The organism is Vibrio sp. 1CM2L (assembly GCF_023161695.1).
GTDB lineage: Bacteria > Pseudomonadota > Gammaproteobacteria > Enterobacterales > Vibrionaceae > Vibrio > Vibrio coralliirubri.
This window is the reverse complement of sequence record NZ_JALNTT010000004.1, coordinates 363,772-383,810: the sequence shown is the minus strand read 5'-3', so window position 1 is coordinate 383,810 and position 20,039 is coordinate 363,772. Positions and strand designations below refer to the sequence as shown.

18 protein-coding genes are annotated in these 20,039 nt (G+C 43.8%); 11 read left to right on the top strand and 7 right to left on the bottom strand.

All coding sequences use genetic code 11. The features are described 5' to 3' along the window. Positions 1-50: 50 nt before the first annotated feature. From MSG34_RS16520 to MSG34_RS16510, 3 genes are all read left to right on the top strand, one after another. Positions 51-512, top strand: coding sequence for an Lrp/AsnC family transcriptional regulator (locus tag MSG34_RS16520; protein ID WP_048608920.1), 462 nt, complete (start codon positions 51-53; stop codon positions 510-512). Then, positions 506-1,426: a LysR family transcriptional regulator gene (locus MSG34_RS16515; protein ID WP_017070979.1), complete on the top strand. Its 921-nt coding sequence runs from the start codon at positions 506-508 to the stop codon at positions 1,424-1,426. The genes MSG34_RS16520 and MSG34_RS16515 overlap by 7 nt, the downstream gene beginning before the upstream one ends. 120 nt (positions 1,427-1,546) lie before the next feature. Then, complete coding sequence (locus MSG34_RS16510; protein ID WP_017061779.1) at positions 1,547-2,161, top strand: LysE family translocator; 615 nt, start codon at positions 1,547-1,549, stop codon at positions 2,159-2,161. A 392-nt stretch (positions 2,162-2,553) separates the two neighbouring features. On the opposite strand, the gene MSG34_RS16505 is transcribed toward MSG34_RS16510, so the two are convergent. Both MSG34_RS16505 and MSG34_RS16500 read right to left on the bottom strand, forming a co-directional pair. Beyond that, positions 2,554-3,717 (bottom strand): alpha/beta fold hydrolase, encoded by a 1,164-nt coding sequence (locus MSG34_RS16505; protein ID WP_248338598.1) that lies wholly within the window; start codon positions 3,715-3,717, stop codon positions 2,554-2,556. Positions 3,718-3,770: 53 nt separating this feature from the next. Further along, entirely contained in the window at positions 3,771-4,001 is a 231-nt protein-coding gene (locus tag MSG34_RS16500; protein WP_017061777.1) for a hypothetical protein, read from the bottom strand. A gap of 273 nt (positions 4,002-4,274) precedes the next feature. Here MSG34_RS16500 and hcp point away from each other — a divergent pair, with 273 nt between their 5' ends. Next, complete coding sequence (gene hcp / locus MSG34_RS16495; RefSeq protein WP_248338596.1) at positions 4,275-5,936, top strand: hydroxylamine reductase; 1,662 nt, start codon at positions 4,275-4,277, stop codon at positions 5,934-5,936. A gap of 101 nt (positions 5,937-6,037) precedes the next feature. After that, the gene (locus tag MSG34_RS16490; RefSeq protein WP_248338594.1) at positions 6,038-7,093 is read left to right on the top strand and encodes a hybrid-cluster NAD(P)-dependent oxidoreductase; all 1,056 of its coding nucleotides are present in this window, start codon (positions 6,038-6,040) and stop codon (positions 7,091-7,093) included. Positions 7,094-7,332: 239 nt separating this feature from the next. Here MSG34_RS16490 and MSG34_RS16485 read toward each other — a convergent pair whose 3' ends face one another. Further along, on the bottom strand, positions 7,333-8,769 hold the full coding sequence (locus MSG34_RS16485; RefSeq protein WP_248338591.1) for a glyceraldehyde-3-phosphate dehydrogenase: 1,437 nt from the start codon (positions 8,767-8,769) through the stop codon (positions 7,333-7,335). Positions 8,770-9,662: 893 nt separating this feature from the next. Between MSG34_RS16485 and MSG34_RS16480 the strand changes: the two genes are divergently transcribed. Then, positions 9,663-12,227 carry an ATP-binding protein gene (locus MSG34_RS16480; RefSeq protein WP_248338589.1) on the top strand — a complete coding sequence of 855 codons (2,565 nt, stop codon included), beginning with the start codon at positions 9,663-9,665 and terminating at the stop codon, positions 12,225-12,227. 32 nt (positions 12,228-12,259) lie between these two features. On the opposite strand, the gene MSG34_RS16475 is transcribed toward MSG34_RS16480, so the two are convergent. The 3 genes from MSG34_RS16475 to MSG34_RS16465 form a co-directional block, all read right to left on the bottom strand. Continuing rightward, positions 12,260-12,496 carry a hypothetical protein gene (locus MSG34_RS16475; protein WP_048608901.1) on the bottom strand — a complete coding sequence of 79 codons (237 nt, stop codon included), beginning with the start codon at positions 12,494-12,496 and terminating at the stop codon, positions 12,260-12,262. Positions 12,497-12,662: 166 nt separating this feature from the next. Continuing rightward, a complete protein-coding gene (locus MSG34_RS16470) occupies positions 12,663-13,289 on the bottom strand; it encodes a D-Ala-D-Ala carboxypeptidase family metallohydrolase (RefSeq protein WP_048617000.1) in 627 nt (208 codons plus the stop codon). 206 nt (positions 13,290-13,495) lie between these two features. Continuing rightward, the gene (locus MSG34_RS16465) at positions 13,496-13,810 is read right to left on the bottom strand and encodes a DUF496 family protein (RefSeq protein WP_004742367.1); all 315 of its coding nucleotides are present in this window, start codon (positions 13,808-13,810) and stop codon (positions 13,496-13,498) included. Between the two features lie 195 nt (positions 13,811-14,005). Here MSG34_RS16465 and MSG34_RS16460 point away from each other — a divergent pair, with 195 nt between their 5' ends. From MSG34_RS16460 to luxQ, 5 genes are all read left to right on the top strand, one after another. Beyond that, positions 14,006-14,206 carry a hypothetical protein gene (locus tag MSG34_RS16460; protein WP_017068647.1) on the top strand — a complete coding sequence of 67 codons (201 nt, stop codon included), beginning with the start codon at positions 14,006-14,008 and terminating at the stop codon, positions 14,204-14,206. A 56-nt stretch (positions 14,207-14,262) separates the two neighbouring features. Then, the gene (locus MSG34_RS16455) at positions 14,263-14,919 is read left to right on the top strand and encodes a YceH family protein (RefSeq protein WP_019823422.1); all 657 of its coding nucleotides are present in this window, start codon (positions 14,263-14,265) and stop codon (positions 14,917-14,919) included. Continuing rightward, a complete protein-coding gene (locus tag MSG34_RS16450) occupies positions 14,920-15,234 on the top strand; it encodes a GIY-YIG nuclease family protein (protein ID WP_019823424.1) in 315 nt (104 codons plus the stop codon). Positions 15,235-15,542: 308 nt separating this feature from the next. Further along, positions 15,543-16,637 carry an autoinducer 2-binding periplasmic protein LuxP gene (locus MSG34_RS16445; protein ID WP_048608893.1) on the top strand — a complete coding sequence of 365 codons (1,095 nt, stop codon included), beginning with the start codon at positions 15,543-15,545 and terminating at the stop codon, positions 16,635-16,637. Then, positions 16,637-19,210 (top strand): quorum-sensing autoinducer 2 sensor kinase/phosphatase LuxQ, encoded by a 2,574-nt coding sequence (gene luxQ, locus MSG34_RS16440; RefSeq protein WP_248338587.1) that lies wholly within the window; start codon positions 16,637-16,639, stop codon positions 19,208-19,210. Before MSG34_RS16445 ends, luxQ begins: the two co-directional genes overlap by 1 nt. A gap of 59 nt (positions 19,211-19,269) precedes the next feature. On the opposite strand, the gene MSG34_RS16435 is transcribed toward luxQ, so the two are convergent. Beyond that, a complete protein-coding gene (locus MSG34_RS16435) occupies positions 19,270-19,929 on the bottom strand; it encodes a PilZ domain-containing protein (protein ID WP_248338585.1) in 660 nt (219 codons plus the stop codon). Between the last annotated feature and the right edge of the window lie 110 nt (positions 19,930-20,039).

Below are 20,039 nucleotides of genomic sequence, written 5' to 3'. Positions count from 1 at the left end.
TGTCAAATTAGGCGTTATAAATAGAACAATAAATGGAAAGAATCAGAAGCATGGATAAATTTGATCGCCAGATTTTGGATATTCTCAAAACCAATGCACGATGCTCAGTGAGCGATATCGCCCGAGATGTCAGCCTCTCGCGCTCGGCAGTGAACGCCAGAATCAAGAAACTGGAAAGCGACAAAGTGATTACGGGCTACTGTGCTCAAGTGGCAGAACCCAACCAAACGAAGAATGTGTGCGCTTATATCTTGTTGAAGTTCGACATGTCGAGTAGTGATCATAGTTGTGAGTCTTACGCGAAACAAATCCAGAGTATCGAAGAGGTGCAATGGTGTCACTCGATTAGCGGTGAGACCGATATGATGCTTTATGTTGAAGTGGAAAGTATGGAGAGCTTGAACCGAGTTCGTGATCAGCTGCAAAGCTACCCAGATCTGCGTCACTTAATGACTCATACGGTTTTGACCGAGTTTTTCAACAAACAGAATGCGACGGTGCATTCATGTTAGGCAATATCAACTTAAACCTATTGCGTTCACTGCATGTACTTCTTGAAGAGTGTCACGTAAGCCGCGCTGCTCAACGCCTGCATATCACACAATCCGCAGTGAGCCGCCAGCTCAGTCAGTTACGAGATTTATGTGGCGACCCTTTACTAGTCCGTGACGGCAATAAACTGGTGCCGACCAACCGTGCATTGCTACTCAAAGGCAAACTCGACGACTTGCTTGGCGAGTTTGACCACCTGTTAGATGATAAACCCTTCGAACCGCAAGACTGGCAGGGTGAATTGGTGTTGTCTTCGAGTGATTATGTGGCTCAGTATATTCTTCCTGTGATTGTTGCAGAGGTGTCCGCTGAAGCGCCGAACATCAATTTGGCTTATCGATTGTGGCAGCCCAACTACCTTGAAGCACTGAACGAGTCGGGGATTCATTTGGCTTCCAGTATGTTTCCCACAAAGCCTGAACATGTCTCAAGCATCAAACTTGGCGAAGATAAGTCGGTGTGTTTGATGCGCAAGTCGCACCCATTGGCTCAACAAGCGGTTTTGAGTGCAGAAGATATTGTTCACTACTCTCACATCAAAGTGACGGGTGGTGGAGATAAAGACAGCTACGCGGACATAGCATTGAAGAAGCAAGGGCTCAAGCGAAGAGTGGCTTTACAGGTTCCGTTCTTTTCATCCGCTGGCACTGTGCTAATGCAAGACGACTACTTGATGATCGTGCCAGAACATATCGCTTACAACCTAGGTCGACACCTCGATACTACCTACTTTTCGTTGCCATTTGATACGGAAATGCATACCTATTGGTTAATGTGGCACCCTAAATATGACAACGATTCTGCCCACAAATGGGCGCGAGAAAAAGCATTCCAAGCCATGCAAAAGTCGAGTTACAATATCAGTATGACTTGAAATCATAGCTGTGATGATAATCTTTGATTTCAAATAATACCTCCTGCGAATTATGGTAAGTGCCAAGTATTGAGTATTAAGCGTAGAGCTGGAACGCTTTATTTTATTAGGAAAGGAATGATGACAGTAACAATTTGGTTTTCTTTATTAGCGATTTGCCTGTTGGGTGCAATGTCTCCGGGCCCAAGCTTGGCGATGATCGCTAAGCACAGTTTGGCTGGTGGCCGTATGAACGGGCTTATTGCTGCTTGGTCACACGCTGCTGGCATCGGTATTTATGCGTTCGCAACCATTGTTGGTTTAGCCGTTGTGCTTGAGCAATCCCCAATGTTGTTCAAAGGTATTAGCTTAGCGGGTGCTGCTTATCTGCTTTATCTCGGCGTTAATGCATTGCGTTCGAAAGGTGGTGTTGCCGCGAAATTAGAAGCGGGTGAAAAGATGAGTTACATGCAGTCTGCTCGCGAGGCTTTCTTGATCTCTATCTTGAGCCCAAAGATCGCGTTGTTCTTCATCGCTCTGTTTAGTCAATTTGTAGCGTTAGGAAATGAACTGACCAATCAAGTGATTATTGTCTCAACGCCGCTGATTGTCGACGGCCTTTGGTACACCTTTATCACCTTGGTACTGTCTAGTCCGTTGATTGTTGAACGCATTCGCTCGAAAGCTCAGTTGATTGATCGACTATCTGGCGTGGTGTTGATCTTGCTGGCTGTTCGCGTGGTGTGGACGATATAGCAGTGCACGATAAGAATAAGTAACAAGGGTCTGTTAACTTTTAGTGGTTAAATTTTGTTCGAGATAGAATCGTTTTAGGCGCGGCAAGGAGTATGTAGCCTAGTCATTCTAAGTTAATACTTCTTAACAAAGCATAAAACGATTCTAGCCGAACCCTTCGGGCAGCCTTTGTGGTTCATTTCTACTGCGTTATCGGCTTCTCATGTAGGCTAGCTACACTTCAAATCCTCTGCCTTGTAGAAATTTCCCACAAAGTGCTGCAAAAATCAGCTCTAAAGGTCAACAGACCCTAGACGTTCACCAGAAACGACACTCATTAAAAAAGGCTCACTAGACGTTATCTAGTGAGCCTTTTTGATTTCTATGGATTGGCTTTGAAAGACTTTAACTTGTTAACCTTCAGAGTTCAGCACGGTATCTAACTTCGCCATCGAGTCTGAGAAGTAGGGGTTGTAGGTCAAACGCGCATGGTTCTTCCCTTCTTCACGATAGCCCCAAGCTGAGTACCAAACTTCACTGGTTGTATTACATTGTTCTTCAAAGCCTTCAGCCTGACCATTGGAGCAAATCTTTTCGCTACCATTGATTCCGTAGTAAGGGTTGTTTGGTGAGAACAGTAAGCCCATGTGAGAGCCGTTCGAGATGCGTTGCTCTGGAATTTTCATGCTGTACTGAACAGCGCGAGGATCCTCGAGAGTAGTCTCTCCTTGCCAAACCAACACATTATTTGGATTCGGCATAGATTCAGTAAAGGCTTGCTGAACGTAGTTGGTGTCAATCACGCTATCGCCTTCACTCATCATAATAAACACCGGCTTATCGAAGTGTTTATCTTGCAAGTCATCACGTACGACTTCGGATGTCTCGTAGTAAACCGAGGCTCCGTTCATTGGCAATGAGTTATAACGTAAAACATTGTCTTCAGGATCTTGATCAGCCCAAGTGACAAAGTAGCTTGCTAGCCCTGCGTATTGAACGGCAGACGAACTTGGTTGAAACGCAGGAGAAAACAACAGTAATCCAGAGATCTTAGGATCGTTCATCGCCTGTGAAGTCACGAGGTTCGCACCGGTTGAATAGCCGCCTAGCCAAACCGAATCATATTCTTGCTCAAGTAACTTCGTATGATGAGCCACCACACCTTGCCAATCTTCTAGGCTCGGCTGCATTAAGTCACCCACGCGACTGCCGTGACCCGGAAGTAATACGGTTCTCACTAAGTAACCTTGCTCTGCCAAATGGGTAGCGATGTCTTTAAATGAGTAAGGTGAGTCGCCTAATCCATGAACCAATAATACCGCCTTGCCGTTTGGCGAGGTTGGTTGATACTCGGTTGGTGAATTGAGTTGGATCTCGAGTTGCTTGTCTTCTGTCATGAACACGCGGTTTTTCAATAACCAATCTTGGGTGTCATTGACGTAGGCATCAAAGCTGTCTTGCTGATAGCTAGGCAAGTCTGGAGATGTTTCGTAAGCGGGTATAGTTGTCTCGTTGGAACAACCAACGAGACTTAAAGTCGTTAAGGCCAGCAGTGCTAGGAGGGGCTTTCTTTGCATTATGTAATCTTGTCTCTGTTGTGCTTTCACTATGTCTGAAACTAAAGTTTAGGTTACTTTTTGCTTGAAAGGTCTTCGTATTCACCTTCAATAACACCGGCATCATTGGTTGATGACTGACGAGTGTTCATATGAGCTGCAAAACCTTGTTTCTTCATTTGATTCTGAATGCGCTTGCCAGTAATTAAAGCTGCAATAGCTAAAGGAATAGCAAGGATCAAGCTTGTGAATAACGCCAAAAGGCCAGTAAACAATGCAACAATCGTAACTAATATATTTTTCATATTCATTCCTCTTTTTCTATGTTGTTACTTTATCGCTTCTATTCTGAACGAAACATGAACGCCGTTAATAAAACTCTGAGAGTCACTATGACACGGATGTGTGCTGTTAGGGAGTTTATATGTAGTCATAATCACGCACTAAAAATATGGAATAAAACTAAATTTAATAAAATCAACAGGTTAAAAGTTGGCACGCTTGATGCTCTATAGGGTTTGGAATAAGTCACTGTAAGCAAAGTACTTACAGTTAATAAAAATTACTGGAGCCCTTATATGTTCTGTATTCAATGTGAACAAACAATTCAAACCCCAACCGTAAAAGGCTGTTCTTTCGCACAAGGTATGTGTGGTAAAACTTCGGAAGTATCCGACCTTCAAGACGTGTTGGTGCATTCTCTTCAAGGTGTTTCTTTTTGGGCCAATTTAGGCCGTGCTTGTGATGTTATTGATACCGAAATCGACGAGTGGGCGCCAAAAGCGTTTTTCGCAACATTAACCAACGTTAACTTCGATCCAGCTCGTATCATTGAATTTGCACAGCAATCTCATGAGTTTAAGCAGCGCTTAGAACAACAGGTTCGCGCGGCAGCGACATTGATTGGTTTTGAGATCCCTGCGCTTTCTGCTGCTGCTCAATTCGACCTTCCAACGGACTCTTCAGAGTTATTGGCACTAGCCCCTCAAGCGGCGGTAAACCGTGGTCACGATTCTCAACACGAAGATGTGATTGGTCTTCGCCTTCTTTGCCTATACGGTCTAAAAGGTGCGGCAGCTTACATGGAGCACGCACGTGTTCTTGGTCAAACTGACAATGCTATCTTTGCTGAATACCATGAAATCATGGCTTTCTTGGGTACGGATCCATCAGACCTAAAACAACTGTTAGATACGTCTATGCAGATTGGCTTGATGAACTACAAAGTCATGGAAATGCTGGATAAAGGCGAGACAGATACATTTGGTCACCCTCAACCAACAACCGTGAATGTGAAGACGAAGAAAGGTCACTGTATCCTTGTTTCTGGTCACGACCTGCATGATCTAGAAAAGATCCTTCAACAAACGGAAGGCAAGGGCATTAACGTTTACACCAACGGTGAGATGCTACCCGCGCACGGCTACCCTGAACTGAACAAGTACCCACACCTTGCGGGTAACTACGGCAGCGCTTGGCAGAACCAGCAAAAAGAATTTGCGAACTTCCCAGGTGCGATCGTAATGACATCTAACTGTCTGCTTAACCCTGATGTGGGCTCGTACGCTGACCGCCTATTTACGCGTAGCATCGTAGGTTGGCCGGGTGTTGCTCACCTTGAAGGTGATGATTTCAGTGCAGTGATCGATTGTGCTCTTGCGCAAGAAGGCTTTAAGCATGACGAGATCGAACAAATGATCACTGTCGGTTTTGGTCGTAACGCCTTGATGGAAGCCGCGCCTGCGGTTGTTGAACAAGTGAAAGAAGGCAACATCAAGCACTTCTTCCTTGTGGGTGGTTGTGACGGCGACAAATCTGAGCGTAGCTACTACACAGATTTCACAGCGCAAGCGCCAGAAGATTCAGTAATCCTGACATTGGCATGTGGTAAATTCCGTTTCAACAAAAACCAATTTGGCGATATTAACGGTATTCCGCGTCTGCTCGATGTTGGTCAATGTAACGATGCATACTCTGCGATTCAGCTTGCTCTTGCGCTGTCGCAAGAGTTTGATTGTGGCATCAACGAACTACCGCTAACACTGGTTCTTTCTTGGTTCGAGCAAAAAGCGATCGTTATCCTGCTTACTCTGTTTGCTCTTGGTGTGAAAGGCATCTACACCGGCCCAACAGCACCCGCTTTCCTAACAGAGAACCTACTAAAGATTATTCAAGACGAGTTCGACATGCGTTCTATCTCAACGCCAGAGCAAGATCTTAAAACAATCTTAGCGGCTTAATCTAAGCCCACTCCCAAGCCCCGTTGTTGCTGTTCTCTAGGAACGTGCAGCGGCGGGGCTTTCTAGATTTAATTCTTTAGTATCAGTAAGGTGTGTGAACTATGTATGCATGGTCGGATAGCGATTCAATCAATCTAGTGTGTTTAAAGAAATGGCACGAGACGCCAGATACGGTCAGCTTTGAGCTTGGCAGTATTCCACAAGACTTACATTTCAATTTTAAGCCCGGTCAGTTCATCACCTTGGGTTTAGATATGCCGACGAAAACGGATTACCGTGCTTATTCAGTGGCTTCTTGCCCCGAAGATAACCGCCTGAAGTTGACGGTCAAGCGTGTGGAAGGTGGCTTGGTTTCGAACTTTATTGTTGATGAGCTTGATGAAGGTGACGAGGTTTCTGTGTTGAAGCCGGCAGGCGCGTTTAACTGTGTTGATTGCATGCCAACGGCGACAAAGAAAGTAACGCTAGTGAGTGCAGGCTGTGGCATTACACCAGTCATGGCGATGGTAAAATATTGGCTGTCTCAAGACAGTGACATCGAGATTGATTTCGTCCACATGGCACGCAACAAGCTTGAGACTATCTACTTTCAAGAACTTCATCAGCTCGATGAATTACATGCGAATTTCAACTTAAAACTGCTGTTAAAAGACAATGAAGGAACAATGGCTCCTCAAGGCCGTTTAGATAAAAACTGGTTGGTGAAACTGAGCCCAGATATCTTAGACAGAACGGTTTACCTATGTGGGCCTGTCGGCTTCATGCGAGATATTGAGAGTTATCTGAAAGAACTTGAGTTCAACATGGATAACTTCTATCAAGAAAGCTTTACTCCTTCTACTCAGAATGCTCAATCAGAAGTGTTAAAAGCCGAAGTTGCTGACGATACTAATTGTGCAGTTAAGGTATTTGTGCCTGCGTTCGGCGCTGAAGTTGAAGCGGAAATTGGTACACCATTGGCGGATTCATTAGAAAAAGCAGGCGTTCCAATTATTATCGCTTGTCGTAGTGGGATTTGTGGTTCGTGTAAATGCAAAGTGACCAAAGGGTCTGTGGAATCAAGTAGCCAAGAGACATTGACGCCAGAACAGATTGAACAGGGCTACGTGCTCGCATGTTCAAGTTCGATTCAGTCAGATGTTGAGGTTGAGTTATAACAGACGTGAAGCTGTGCGAGAGTGATGAAGACAAGGTCTTGTCATCGAGATAAAAGTTAGAGTGCTAGATGTAAAAAGGCCACCTAGATCAGTTAGAGAGAGCAGATCTAAGTGGCAACCCTCTTGTTTATACGGGGGAGTAAAACAAAAGGGGGTGCGAAGTCCATACGGACTTCGCAGATATAGTTATTATGTTGTGGAGCTTGTTGCGATGGACGTATCTACAAGAGCGAAGTTGATTAAACTTCTGGGTATGTCTTGTAGCGTACACCCATCATCTGTTCCATACAGTGAACAACTTGGCAGCTGTAGCCAAACTCGTTATCGTACCAAATGTACAGCACGGCACGGTTGTCTTGTGCGATAGTCGCTACACCGTCAACCACACCTGGGTGACGAGAGCCAACCAAGTCGGTAGATACAATCTCCGTCGAGTCTGTGTAATCAATTTGTGCGGACAAAGCAGAAGACAGCGCCATTTCACGCAGGTACTCGTTCAACTCTTCTTTGCTTGTGCCTTTCTCAAGGTTTAGGTTCGCTACTGCCATTGAAACGTTTGGCGTAGGTACGCGAATCGCATTACCTGTTAGCTTACCTTCCATTTCCGGCATCGCTTTTGATACTGCTTTAGCAGCGCCAGTCGATGTCAAAACCATGTTCAGTGACGCAGCACGACCACGACGATCACCCGAGTGGAAGTTATCGATGAGGTTTTGATCATTGGTAAATGAGTGCACCGTTTCGATGTGACCAGACAGCACGCCAAACTTGTCGTGAACCGCTTTCAATACTGGAGTGATTGCGTTAGTAGTACAGCTTGCTGCAGAGATGATAGTGTCTTCTGGCTGAATAACATTTTCATTCACACCAAATACCACGTTCTTGATGTCGCCTTTACCTGGCGCAGTCAGTAGCACTTTCTTCGCACCGTTACACGCAACGTGTTGGCTCAGGCCTTCCGCGTCACGCCATACGCCTGTGTTATCAACCACAAGTGCGTTTTCAATACCGTAAGCCGTGTAATCCACTTCTTCTGGTTTGTTTGCGTAGATAACTTGGATGAAGTTACCGTTAACGATGATCGCTTTGCGTTCTTGGTCTACAACAATGCTGCCGTTGAATTGGCCGTGTACAGAGTCACGACGAAGCAGGCTTGCACGTTTTTCTAGGTCGCCATCTTTGCCGCCACGTACAACGATTGCACGTAAACGCAGTGGGTAACCCGGGCCACTTTTCTCGATCAACAGACGAGTGAGCAGTCGGCCAATACGACCAAAACCGTACAATACAACGTCACGAGGCTCTGTCATCGCATCGCCTTCAAGCGATTCGATAAGCGCAGTTTGTAGGAAATCATCCAACCCATGTGTGTCTTCGCGATCTTGCCAGAATGAATGCGCAAGGCGACCAACGTCAATACGACATGGAGACAAGTCCATAGAGAGAAGGTGTTGAATGATAGGTTGAGTCTGTTCTGCTGTAAGAGGAGAACCAGTGTAACGTTTTGCGATGCGGTGAGCTTTGATGATGTCGATAGTTGTCGCGTTAACTAGGGTCTTACCAAAGAGGATAACTTCTACGCCTTTTTGACGGTATAACTGACCTAAAGTTGGAGCGATGGATTCAGCAATGGTTTGACTAGTTTGCCAATCTAGGAGGTGCTTTTCGGGACTCATCTTTACTCGGGACCTTTCACGTTAAGTTTCTGCATTCATGGCGGTTGTAGGGAAGCCAATCAGCATAGGGGATTTGAGGCATCAGGCTGTGGTCTTTATTGCCACTTAAATGTGCTGATATACCTTGTGTGTAACTTGTAATTTTTATGTGGCAGGATTGTAAGGTACGACGGGTTATTCTGCTAGGAAAAATAAATGCAGACAAAATATCTGTAAATTGGCGTTATATTAGCCATAAATCAAGATTTGAACGTCGATAAAGACTATTGACTTTAACAATCTGTAGCACTTATTTTTCGTCAAAAAATACTCAATTCAAAAGATAATATGTAATGCATGTCATAATGAACATTGAAGGTGTGATCGCTAGCTCAAGTTACACGTAAACAGTAAACGACAAATAAGGGAATTAACAAGTATTGTTGTTCGACCTTTGAATAAGCCTAGCTTGAGTGTGAAAAGTGCATCACGCAAACGATTGGATGTCACAATTTTAACCTAACTATCCACTTTGTTAGCGCGCAGAGTCATTATTCACAGTCTAGTTGAGCCGCGAAATGTGGCCATTCACTTGTTATGCGGGTGATAATAACTGGAGAAAACGTCTTTTGTTTACATTTTGCTCACTGAAACCTCGCTTGTTTAAACCAGTCTCAATAAAAGCACGCCTTTCCGCTTTAAAGCTCTTTTCTGGATACCAGTTGGCTCTAATTTTTCATTCTGGGCTCAGAGTATCGTTTGTTCATATCCAATTTGATCAATAACCCCCTGTTAATGTCCTATTCTTAATTTGGGCTAGGTAAATTACTTTCGGGAAGGGAGTAGTTATAAAAATGATAAACATGTCAATTAGATGGCGTCTTATTTTTCTTTCCACGGTTTCTGTGCTCATTATGTTTGGGTTTACAGTGAATGAAGTGCTTAAGAACGATGAGAAGATGAATCACCTTGAAACAACGCGTATTAAGGTCGAAGCGCTTCAATCTTTTAATACGGTTTCAAGTGATGCTTATCGATGGTTGGTGCTGTCTAATGATTCCCCTGAGAAAGGTCAGTTGCTTTTAACACTGCAGTCAGAGCTGGATAGACTGAATCAGTATGGAATGCGACTTCAACAGTTCGACAGAAATTGGAGTATTGATCCTCAGTTAGCTGAATTGAAAAAGCTGTTGATGAGCCTAGCTAGTACACCTGAAACGACAGACAGCAGACAATTGACAGAGCGCGCTTTCGACTTGTTAAAAGACGTGCTAATAGAGCTGTCTGAATATCGTATGGCCTTAGTCGATGAAAATATCGGTCAAGCGGATGCGATGTTTATCAATCTTACGCATTACGTGTTTTGGACTCAGAGAGAAGCGTGGTTAAGCTTCAGCTTGTATCGCTCCCCAGAGTTGAAAAACCAATACTTGCTGAGCTATGTTGGTGCTCTAGAGAGGCAGCAACAGCTATTAGATACCTTTTTCCGTTCGGATACGCGTTCTCCAAACATTAGACAGTTGCTAAACGCTGTCGCCAAAGATGAATTCCAAGACAAGTTCACATCTCGAATCCTCAAAGGGGACTTTTCATCACCCGAAATATATCAACACTTGAAAAGCTTAGAGGTTAAAAAACGCGCTATTTCAAACGCGATTGGCGCTTACACTAATCAAATACAGTTTGAACTGACTAAGAATATCGCGTTGCAGAAAAGGCAAACCTTGGTCATGACGTTGCTTATACTCATCGCTTCTGGGGTTCTGATGTGGTTTGGGGTTGCAACGTCTCTGCGTTTAAACAAAAACCTGTCGATTATCTTGAAAGGCGTTTCGGAATGCGCTGATAGCTACGGTCAGCCTAAGGTGATTCATATTCAAGGGAACGATGAGCTTGCCGAGTTCACTGAAACCCTAAATCGAGTGATGGAGCGCAACTATCTGCACAACAAAGAGTTGATAACAGCAAAAGAAGACGCGATTTCGGCTAATAAAGCCAAAAGTGCATTCTTAGCCAATATGTCACATGAAATACGCACGCCACTCAACGGGATCATTGGCATGGCTGAGATCTTATCTCAAAGCCAACTGAGCCCAAATCAACAAGAAGTACTGGGGGATATCGAATCGTCTTCTCACTCTTTGTTAGTTCTGCTGAATGACATCCTCGATTTGTCTAAAATCGAGTCGGGTAACTTGATGTTGTCACCACACAATGCTGATTTGCGAGAAGCGGTCTATGACTCCGTGAGTGTGATTCAGTCGAAAGCGATAAGTAAGGATATCGAGCTCGATATCAATATCGATTATCAAACGCCACCACAACTGTTTTTCGATGAGTACCGCGTGCGACAGGTGCTGACCAATCTGCTTTCTAATGCCATCAAGTTTACATCCAAGGGCACAATTACCACGGACATTGCTTATACGCCTATGTCTATGGGCAGGGGCAAGCTTGAATGCAGCGTGTCTGATACCGGGATTGGGATTGAGCCCGAGAAGTTAGAGTCCATATTTGAACCTTTCACCCAAGAAGATGGCAGCATTACCCGCCAATTTGGTGGTACGGGGCTAGGGCTTGCGATTTGTCGACAACTTGTTGATTTGATGGGTGGTTACATTACCGCGCGTTCAGTGAAAGGAGAGGGCTCTACATTCACGTTTTGTTTGTATGTCGATGTTGTAGAAGCGCCTGTTCAAACTTTTGATAACCTGAGTCGAGCGACCATCATCTCGAACTCTTTCAATTTCCTCGATCAGCTTGTTAAAGAGTGTGAGCGTTTGAATGTTCGAGCCAATGTGGTGTCATCCATTGCTGCTCTGAGTGAAAGTGTCAAAGAAAGCGACTTCATACTTTATTGTCATACCTTGCATCACTCGATGGAGAAAGATCTTGCGACGTTGAAGGCGATATATCCTCTTGCTCGCGTCATCGTGTGTCAGCATCACCTATTTAAAACCAACCTAATCACAGAGACGGTCCACTCTACTCATACCTTGCCATTCTTGGGCCGACGTTTCTTAACTAGCTTACAATCTCTCGATGTCGGCGAAGAGCAAACTCCTCAAGTGGAAGCAAAAGATGAAGAGGTTCGCTCTTTGAATCGACGCATTTTGATTGTTGAAGATAATCTGATGAATCAAAAAATAGCGAGCTTCTTCCTTGAGCAAGCGGGTTATGAATATTTGATTGCCAGTAATGGCCAAGAAGCGGTGGATGTCATCACCCAGGGTGCTCAGTTTGATGCTGTCTTAATGGACTGCATGATGCCTGTTATGGACGGTATAACGGCGACTCGTACGATTCGTCAGTGGGAAGCCGATCAACAAGTCACACCATTACCCATCATTGCTTTAACCGCCAGTGTTCTGGAAGAAGACATCAAAGACTGTTTTGAAGCTGGTATGAACGCCTACTTACCGAAACCCTATAAATCTCATCAGCTGTACGATCTTTTCAGTAGCCTTGATATTGTCTAAGGGCACTCGTATCAAGGCTAGCGTGGCGCTACTTAACGAACTTCTAATCCAAGGTTGTATTGTGCAAGGCAACGACCGACATAGCTGATTTTCAGCAAGGCTGCGACTAAGATGGTGCTGATATGGGCGACGATTTGAATTGGCAGTGAGAAGTGATCGGCCATTGGATAAGCAACGATAATACTGAGAAGCATAAGCAAGGTTGTGATAGCTAGACTGAAGTTTGAAACAGAAAGCAGAGTTTGAAAGCGTTGAGTCATCGTCTTCATATTGAATTCCTAATTGCTATTAATAATTATGATACTTGTTATTAATAGCAATTAGCGTTCCAGTTTTAATTTACATTTAAAATCATTATCTTATGTGGTTTAATTTACTTTTAGAGTCTAAATGACACGGGTGAGTTGTAAGTCTTTATGACTCGATCGTGTTTCTTTACCATTGTCTAAACCCACACGTATCGATGTGGAATCGAACACCAGAATATAAACCCAACCCAACGTTATTTTTTTGCCCGAACTCCGAATGAATCTTTTTAAGCTTCACGTGTAGATCTTCACGAGTAATGTCATTCGCAGGAACCAGGTCTAAGGCACAGAACTCTAAGTGCTTGCTTCGCAGTGCACCGCCAGCTTGTTGGTTGTAGAGCTTAGAACGTTCACCAGATACGGGAATCACGACGCCGATTTCAGGTTCAATGTATTGTTGTATGTACTTCAACGTCTTGATCATGTTGGGTACGTTTTTCTTATCAGGCAGGGTAAACAAGGTGGTGTTGCTCATTGCCCAGTCTGTCCCTTGCAGCAGAACGAGATGCAAAGGCATACTCTGCGTAATGCCGGCGTCTTTGAGCTGCTGACCGATCTCTCTCACTTGGTCTTCTGCGTGATTTAGAAGCATCCAACCTCTAAACGCAGAACGAGTCGGGACTTTATAGCCATGAACATCGACAACGAGATCGTCATAAGTAATTTCCGTCTCTTCGGTATACAGTCGTTCAAATTCTTCAGGATAGGGTTGTGCGGTTGATAGGGCTAAGGTAATCAGAATACTTGCGTACATAAGGTCTCTCCATCGCTGATGTTCACCTAGTTATTTTTCTTCCTACGGTTGCTCAGTTTTCTCTAATGGTTCAGTGTTCTATAGTTGTTCAGTTTCATGCGGTTACTTAGGTACGCTTAAGTATAGACGCTAGAATTTAGGTACAAAAAAACCCACTACAAAGAGTGGGTTACTAACATTATTGCAAGTAAATTAGCTAGGTTAGATTACTTCTTACCTTGGATTTGCTTGTCTTCTTCTGTCAGTTCACGAATGCGACGGCTGATGTCACGGCGAGCTTTAGAAATCTCAGCGCTCTTGATGATGTGGTCATCAACACGGTCTTCGTAGTCAGCTTTCATATTTTTGATAATGCCTAGGATCTCGTCGTGAGTCATCTCTGGCTTGATGTAATCAAGTAGGTTATCAAGAAGGTCGACACGCTTGCGGTTGTCACGAACTTTCTTTTCGTTGTCTAAAAGTTCACGCTTAAGTTTGTTCTTACGTCGTGCTTGGTTAACAATTTCAAATACGCTGCTCATAGATTCCTTTTCCTATTCGTCAAATACGTTGTCTGGTTCTGATTAAAGCACATCAATTGATGATGTAACAGTCTTTAGATCAAAGCAAAAGTAAGGTTGTTTAATTATTCGTCACTCTCGCTGATGTGTGATTGTTTTTATCTTACCGTTCAAGTTAGTATCCCATGTAGATACTGCATTGATACGAAATGTGAAATGAATCAACAACAATTGGAAAACGAAGAATTGGACGACAATGTCACTGAATCTTCAGCAGAACAAAACAAGCTTCGTGATGCGTATGTACAAGAGCGTACTTATTTGGAAGTCGTGGAAATAGAGCTAAACCGTTCTAAGATCATAATGATTGATGAACAGGGCAGAAAGAAACGAGTACCAATTTTGTCTGAACACTAGTTACTGCATTGTTAGGTGTTGAGATGGAATTATCAAAATAATAAAAAGGAAAAACGATGAACACAGTACTTTCCCCAATTGAAGCGAGAATTATCGGTTGTTTGATCGAGAAAGAAGTCACTACTCCCGATCATTACCCACTGACACTGAACAGTTTAACCACGGCATGTAATCAAAAAAGTAACCGTGAACCTGTTCTCTCTCTTTCTGAGTCAGATGTTTTAGATGCGGTTGATGGCTTAATCGGACGTCGCATGGTGAGCGATGAGAGCAGCTTCAATAGCCGCGTTAATAAGTATCAGCATCGTTTCTGCAACACTGAGTTCGGTGATCTGCAATTTACAGAGCAAGAGCGTGCAATCATCTGTTGTATGTTACTGCGCGGCGCGCAAACACCCGGTGAACTTCGTACTCGAACGGGTCGCCTTGCAAACTTTAGTGATGTGAAAGAAGTAGAAGCAACATTAGATAAGCTAGCTGCAAGAGAAGCAGGTGCCTTAGTGGTTAAGCTACCACGCGAAGCGGGTAAACGTGAATCACGCTACCAGCACTTGTTGAGCGGTGAAGTGGATGTTGAAGCGTTTGCGACGGCATCAGTAAGCGCGGCTGCCCCCTCTGCAACGAGTGAAAAATTTGAAGAACTTGAGTCTGAAGTAGCAAGCCTACGAGCAGAAGTGGCAGAGCTTAAGGCTCTGGTTGAATCACTGCTTTAAATGTCAGACGCTGATAAAAATGCGGATTGGGTCGTGTACTTGATCCGTAATCGTCACAATGCCCTTTATTGTGGCGTGACGAACAATCTAGAACGTCGATTTGAACAACATCAAACCGGTAAAGGCGCCAAAGCTTTAAAGGGTAAAGGCCCGCTTAAGCTGGTTTGGAGTTTTGATGTTGGCTCAAAAAGTGAAGCATTGAAAACCGAATACGCGATCAAGCAATTGCCCAAATCCCGCAAAGAAAAACTGGTATCACTCAAACTGATTATTGAGTGGCAAAAGGACAAAATTCAATATATCGAAGTCTCATAATTCATAGCCAAAATGTTTGTTATTGATTAAATCTTAATAATGTAAGGGTCTATAATATATTAAGCTAAGCTTATGAATTTAAATGGTAATTACTCTTAATGTGAATGGGCTGAAATCATGATTGAACTCGTTGTTGTTAATCTCCATTCCAAATTAACATATTGCTCATTTAGAATGTCGTTCTAATTAGTGTTAGACGCTATCATTTATCATCGTTGTCCTACATAATATCCATTAGCCATACAAAGAGATGGTGTCATGCTAGGTTAAAAAATGAGCCAAAGTAGCTCATATAAAACGAGAAAAATATGAAACGTTTACTGATGTTGTTTGGACTTGCCGTATTTTCTGCGTCCGCTCTCTCCCATGGTACTCATGTCCTCAATGGGTACTGGGAATACCAAGATTATCTTTCCACTTTTCCAGAACAAAGAGCATTGACCGATAAAATGGTCGAGGCTGTACAAAATCACCCTGTGCCATTGAGAAGAATCCAAGACGAGCCGATCACGATTTCCGTGGTGTATCCGGGACAACAGATCTCGGATTACTGGGTTCGTAATATTCAAGCTTTTGAGAAGCGTCTCGATAGGCTGAAGATCCGCTACCAAATAAATCAAGTATTTACCCGTATTAATGCCGATCTCGCGCAGCAGAGCATTTCATTGCAAGAAGCGATTGAAAACAAAACGGACTACTTGATTTTCACGCTAGATACCACGCGCCACCGCAAGTTTATTGAGCACGTGTTGACCTCTACGGACACCAAACTGATTCTTCAAAATATCACGACGCCAGTACGAGCTTGGGCAGATAGACAGCCATTTATGTATGTGGGTTTTGACCATGCGACAGGCAGCTTAAAACTGGCGGACTATTTTAAACAAGTAAGTCCACCAGACAGTAAGTATTCTGTTTTGTATTACTCACAAGGCTATATCAGTGATGCGCGTGGAGATACTTTTATCCATGAAGTGAATACTGATACCAACTTTACCCTTAAGTCTTCGTTTTACACAAAATCAAACAAAGACAGTGGCTACCAAGCGGCTAAAATCAGCATAGAGAACGATAAGGATCTAGACTTTATCTATGCATGCTCAACGGATGTCGCTCTAGGTGCAATGGAAGCGATTCGTGAATCGGGTCAAGACATCTTAGTGAATGGTTGGGGAGGCGGCTCTGCTGAACTTGAAGCCATTGCAAGGGGCGACCTAGATGTTACCGTCATGCGTATGAACGACGATACGGGCATTGCGATGGCAGAGGCGATCAAGTGGGATCTAGCCGGTTTGGAAGTGCCTACCGTTTACTCTGGTGAATTTGAAATTGTGACCAAGGAAGATTCGCCAGAACGTATTTCAGAACTTAAACAGCGAGCATTTAGGTACTCAGGTCAATAATGAAGAAAAGCTACGCCAGTACACCTAGAAACACTTTAGCTAGACTCATTACGCGTATCGTTATTTTGGTGATAGGCGTGATGGCACTTGGCGTGCTTATTCATAATTATGAAACCAGCAGTAACATCGTACAGCAAGAGACAAATCGAACGGTTCAGCAAACCTCTAGCCTGATCCAAAACATGTTTGATTATCGTTTGTCGGTGCTGCAAATCCATCAAGACAGTAGCTCACATAGTGAAACTCTCAGAGAGTATTTTGATACGGGTAATAACGAGATTCTAAGCTACTTTTTCTTTGGTGTTGACCAACGTGAACCTGATCATGCGCCAGATTTACGCTTTGTCTCTACTCACGATGGTTTGGCTTGGGAAGACGGCAACAGTCAATTTTATGGTTTGGATGAGTCCAACTTAAAGCATATTTCTGATGAGGTTTCATTCAGCAGTAATTGGCATTTTATTAAACTGAGGACAGATATAGGTAAGCGTCACTTGTTGGCTCGCCGTACTCCTATCGTTGATAACGCGACCGGGGAAGTGCTTGGTCAGCTCTATATCGCCATTGTGCTTGATAATAACTTCTCTTTGGCTGAGTCAATCCAACAAGGCAGTAACTGCGAAAATATCGTTATTGAAGCGCACGGTACACCGGTGACATCGACATTCAGTGGTGATGAAAGCTACACCATTACTGACATCCTCAATTACCAAATGTACGAACAGTTGCCGCGTCATTTCGTTACCATTGCAACCATTAAAATCAACGCGGTTGAAACCCCTTTAATCATTCGAGCCGTTCAAAAGAACAATAACTTCATTGCGTTAGAAGAGAATTATCAGCGCGCGATCATCGTGGTGATTGTGGTGATTATATTGATGTCTTTCTTTGCGCGAACTTGGATTCAAAGAAGGGTTGCTGCTGAGCTAGATAAGCTAATGGATTTCACTCGCTCTGCAAGTGACGGTGAAGAGTACAACAAGTTTGATGGCTCTAACATTTTCGAATTCCACCATATTGGTTGTACCCTCGAAGACACCTTCGAGCGCTTATCGGAACAGAATCAAAAGTTCCAAGATCTCTTTAACTTTGCCCATTCGCCTATATTGGTTTGGTCTGAGAAAGGCGACTTAATCCAGATGAACCCCGCAGCTCGTATGGCGCTGTTCGATGCTGATGACAATTATGGCCCTATCGCTCAAGAGTTTGAGCATCGTATGCTGCCTAATATTCAAATGGTGGTTCAAGGCTCTAAACTCACGGGTATCAACGTTCCCATTGGTGAAAAGGTGTTTCGTTGGAACATGTCTGCTATTCGCGTGGAACACGGCATCACAGGTGTTGTAGTACAAGGGCAAGATATTACTAAGCTTATCGAGGCGGAAAGACAGGCTGATCGAGCAAGAGAAGAAGCTGAGCACCTTGCTAATGTGCGAGCAGACTTCCTAGCTAAGATGAGTCACGAGATTCGCACGCCGCTCAACGGTATTCTCGGTGTGTCTCAGCTGCTCAAGCGCTCTATGCGCAATGAAGATAACCGCGAGCAGGTGGATGTACTGTGTAATAGTGCGGAACATTTACTGGCGGTACTTAACGATATCTTGGACTTCTCAAAAATTGAGCAAGGACAGTTTAATATTCAAAAGAAAGACTTTCGCTTGGGGGAGTTAGTTAATACCTTAGACAGCATCTATCGCCCGCTGTGTGAAGATAAATCCGTCGAATTTACTATTGTGAACCACTTGGTTGATGACATCGAAATCAACACCGACCAAGTGCGCCTCAACCAGATCATGTTTAATCTGTTGAGCAACGCCCTTAAATTCACTCATCAAGGCGGTATCTCCGTTAGCTTTGAGCTCGAAAGTATCTTTAACTCTGATCACGCTAGCTTAATCGTTCGAGTGAAAGATTCCGGTATTGGTATTGATGAAAGCAAAATTGATGCGGTTTTTGAACCCTTTGTTCAAGCCGAAGAGACCACCACTCGTGAATATGGTGGCACTGGTTTAGGACTTACAATTGTAAAAAATCTGGTCGATATGCTGGAAGGGGACATTCAAGTCCGCAGCGTGATAGGTCAAGGCTCAGAGTTCACGATAGAAATTCCAGTGGTCGTACGCGCCAAGCCGCTATTAGTCGATGCTAAGCAACAAGCTGAGGTTGAGCCAGAGGCGTTGTTTAGTCGACCTTTGAATGTGTTGCTGGTGGAAGACAATCACACCAACGCCTTTATTGCGCAGGCTTTCTGTAAAAAATATGGCATGGTCGTCACCTGGGCAAAAGATGGCTTAGAAGCGATTGAGATGGCCAAGACTATAACCTATGACTTGATCTTGATGGATAACCAGCTTCCTAATCTCGGTGGTGTTGAAACCACTCAGCAACTAAGAGGTGATATTGGTGTGTCAGCCCCAATTTATGCGTGTACCGCTGATGCTCAAGAGTCAACAAGAGATAGTTTTATGGCCGCAGGGGCGAATTACGTGATTGTAAAACCGATTAAAGAAGAGTCGCTCCACCAAGCGTTTGTTCATTTTAAAAACTCATACTGGAATGACACAGAGCACTAGGATTTAACTTAGTGCTCTTAAACGGACTCTATTGAAGAGAAGTGACTAATTTGCTGCCTTTATATAGAGCCAGCGACAAAGGCTTGTTCCAACAGTAGCGTTTTTAACTCATCACTCATATCTAGGTGTTCAGGGAATTGGATACCTAACAGCCAGCCTTGTCTTTGCCTTTTCTTACTCACCACTTTGTAGACAAGATCGTCACCTAAGTACTCATTTAAGTCAGAATTAACTTTTATCTTCCAGCCGACATCGATATCTGATTGCTGGGTAAGATAGATACCGCAGCCTGACGCTGAAAAATCGACCAGAGTGGCATCCAACGACAAGGTATCGAAAGTGACTTCACAGCTGAGACGTACCTTATACCTTTCGTGTTCACGAATAGGCTTGGTCGCAAAGTTTGAGGGGGGGCGAAGGAAGATTAGATGTGCTGGTGAGGTGATATGAGCCAGTACATTGGTTTTGAACGCGACAATGTGCCCAAGTTCGGTGTCGGTAATCGCACGAACAATAATATCCACGTTGATGAGTTTTCTCAGCGTCAGTGCTTCTGTCGCTTTTTGCGTAAGCTCTAGGATAAGGTACTGATCTTCTTTGTGTCCGATATAAAGCGTACTGATCTGGATTGAGTCGTCAGGGCCAAATTCTAATACGCCTGCTGTTTTTGTACCTGGCTTTAGGTATCTGAACAGTTCTAAGTTTTTATCTTTATGCATATTCGTTACTGAACAATGTTAATCGTTTGATAAAATAATATAACGTCCTGATAAAACTATGTCATTAGTTTCATTGAAGTAATTAGCAGCGTACAACAAAAAAATGAATC

Coding starts and splice junctions, on each gene's coding strand:
- MSG34_RS16520 (WP_048608920.1), top strand. CDS start 51: ATGGATAAATTTGATCGCCAGATTTTGGATATTCTCAAAACCAATGCA.
- MSG34_RS16515 (WP_017070979.1), top strand. CDS start 506: ATGTTAGGCAATATCAACTTAAACCTATTGCGTTCACTGCATGTACTT.
- MSG34_RS16510 (WP_017061779.1), top strand. CDS start 1,547: ATGACAGTAACAATTTGGTTTTCTTTATTAGCGATTTGCCTGTTGGGT.
- MSG34_RS16505 (WP_248338598.1), bottom strand. CDS start 3,717: ATGCAAAGAAAGCCCCTCCTAGCACTGCTGGCCTTAACGACTTTAAGT.
- MSG34_RS16500 (WP_017061777.1), bottom strand. CDS start 4,001: ATGAAAAATATATTAGTTACGATTGTTGCATTGTTTACTGGCCTTTTG.
- hcp (WP_248338596.1), top strand. CDS start 4,275: ATGTTCTGTATTCAATGTGAACAAACAATTCAAACCCCAACCGTAAAA.
- MSG34_RS16490 (WP_248338594.1), top strand. CDS start 6,038: ATGTATGCATGGTCGGATAGCGATTCAATCAATCTAGTGTGTTTAAAG.
- MSG34_RS16485 (WP_248338591.1), bottom strand. CDS start 8,769: ATGAGTCCCGAAAAGCACCTCCTAGATTGGCAAACTAGTCAAACCATT.
- MSG34_RS16480 (WP_248338589.1), top strand. CDS start 9,663: ATGTTTGGGTTTACAGTGAATGAAGTGCTTAAGAACGATGAGAAGATG.
- MSG34_RS16475 (WP_048608901.1), bottom strand. CDS start 12,496: ATGAAGACGATGACTCAACGCTTTCAAACTCTGCTTTCTGTTTCAAAC.
- MSG34_RS16470 (WP_048617000.1), bottom strand. CDS start 13,289: ATGTACGCAAGTATTCTGATTACCTTAGCCCTATCAACCGCACAACCC.
- MSG34_RS16465 (WP_004742367.1), bottom strand. CDS start 13,810: ATGAGCAGCGTATTTGAAATTGTTAACCAAGCACGACGTAAGAACAAA.
- MSG34_RS16460 (WP_017068647.1), top strand. CDS start 14,006: ATGAATCAACAACAATTGGAAAACGAAGAATTGGACGACAATGTCACT.
- MSG34_RS16455 (WP_019823422.1), top strand. CDS start 14,263: ATGAACACAGTACTTTCCCCAATTGAAGCGAGAATTATCGGTTGTTTG.
- MSG34_RS16450 (WP_019823424.1), top strand. CDS start 14,920: ATGTCAGACGCTGATAAAAATGCGGATTGGGTCGTGTACTTGATCCGT.
- MSG34_RS16445 (WP_048608893.1), top strand. CDS start 15,543: ATGAAACGTTTACTGATGTTGTTTGGACTTGCCGTATTTTCTGCGTCC.
- luxQ (WP_248338587.1), top strand. CDS start 16,637: ATGAAGAAAAGCTACGCCAGTACACCTAGAAACACTTTAGCTAGACTC.
- MSG34_RS16435 (WP_248338585.1), bottom strand. CDS start 19,929: ATGCATAAAGATAAAAACTTAGAACTGTTCAGATACCTAAAGCCAGGT.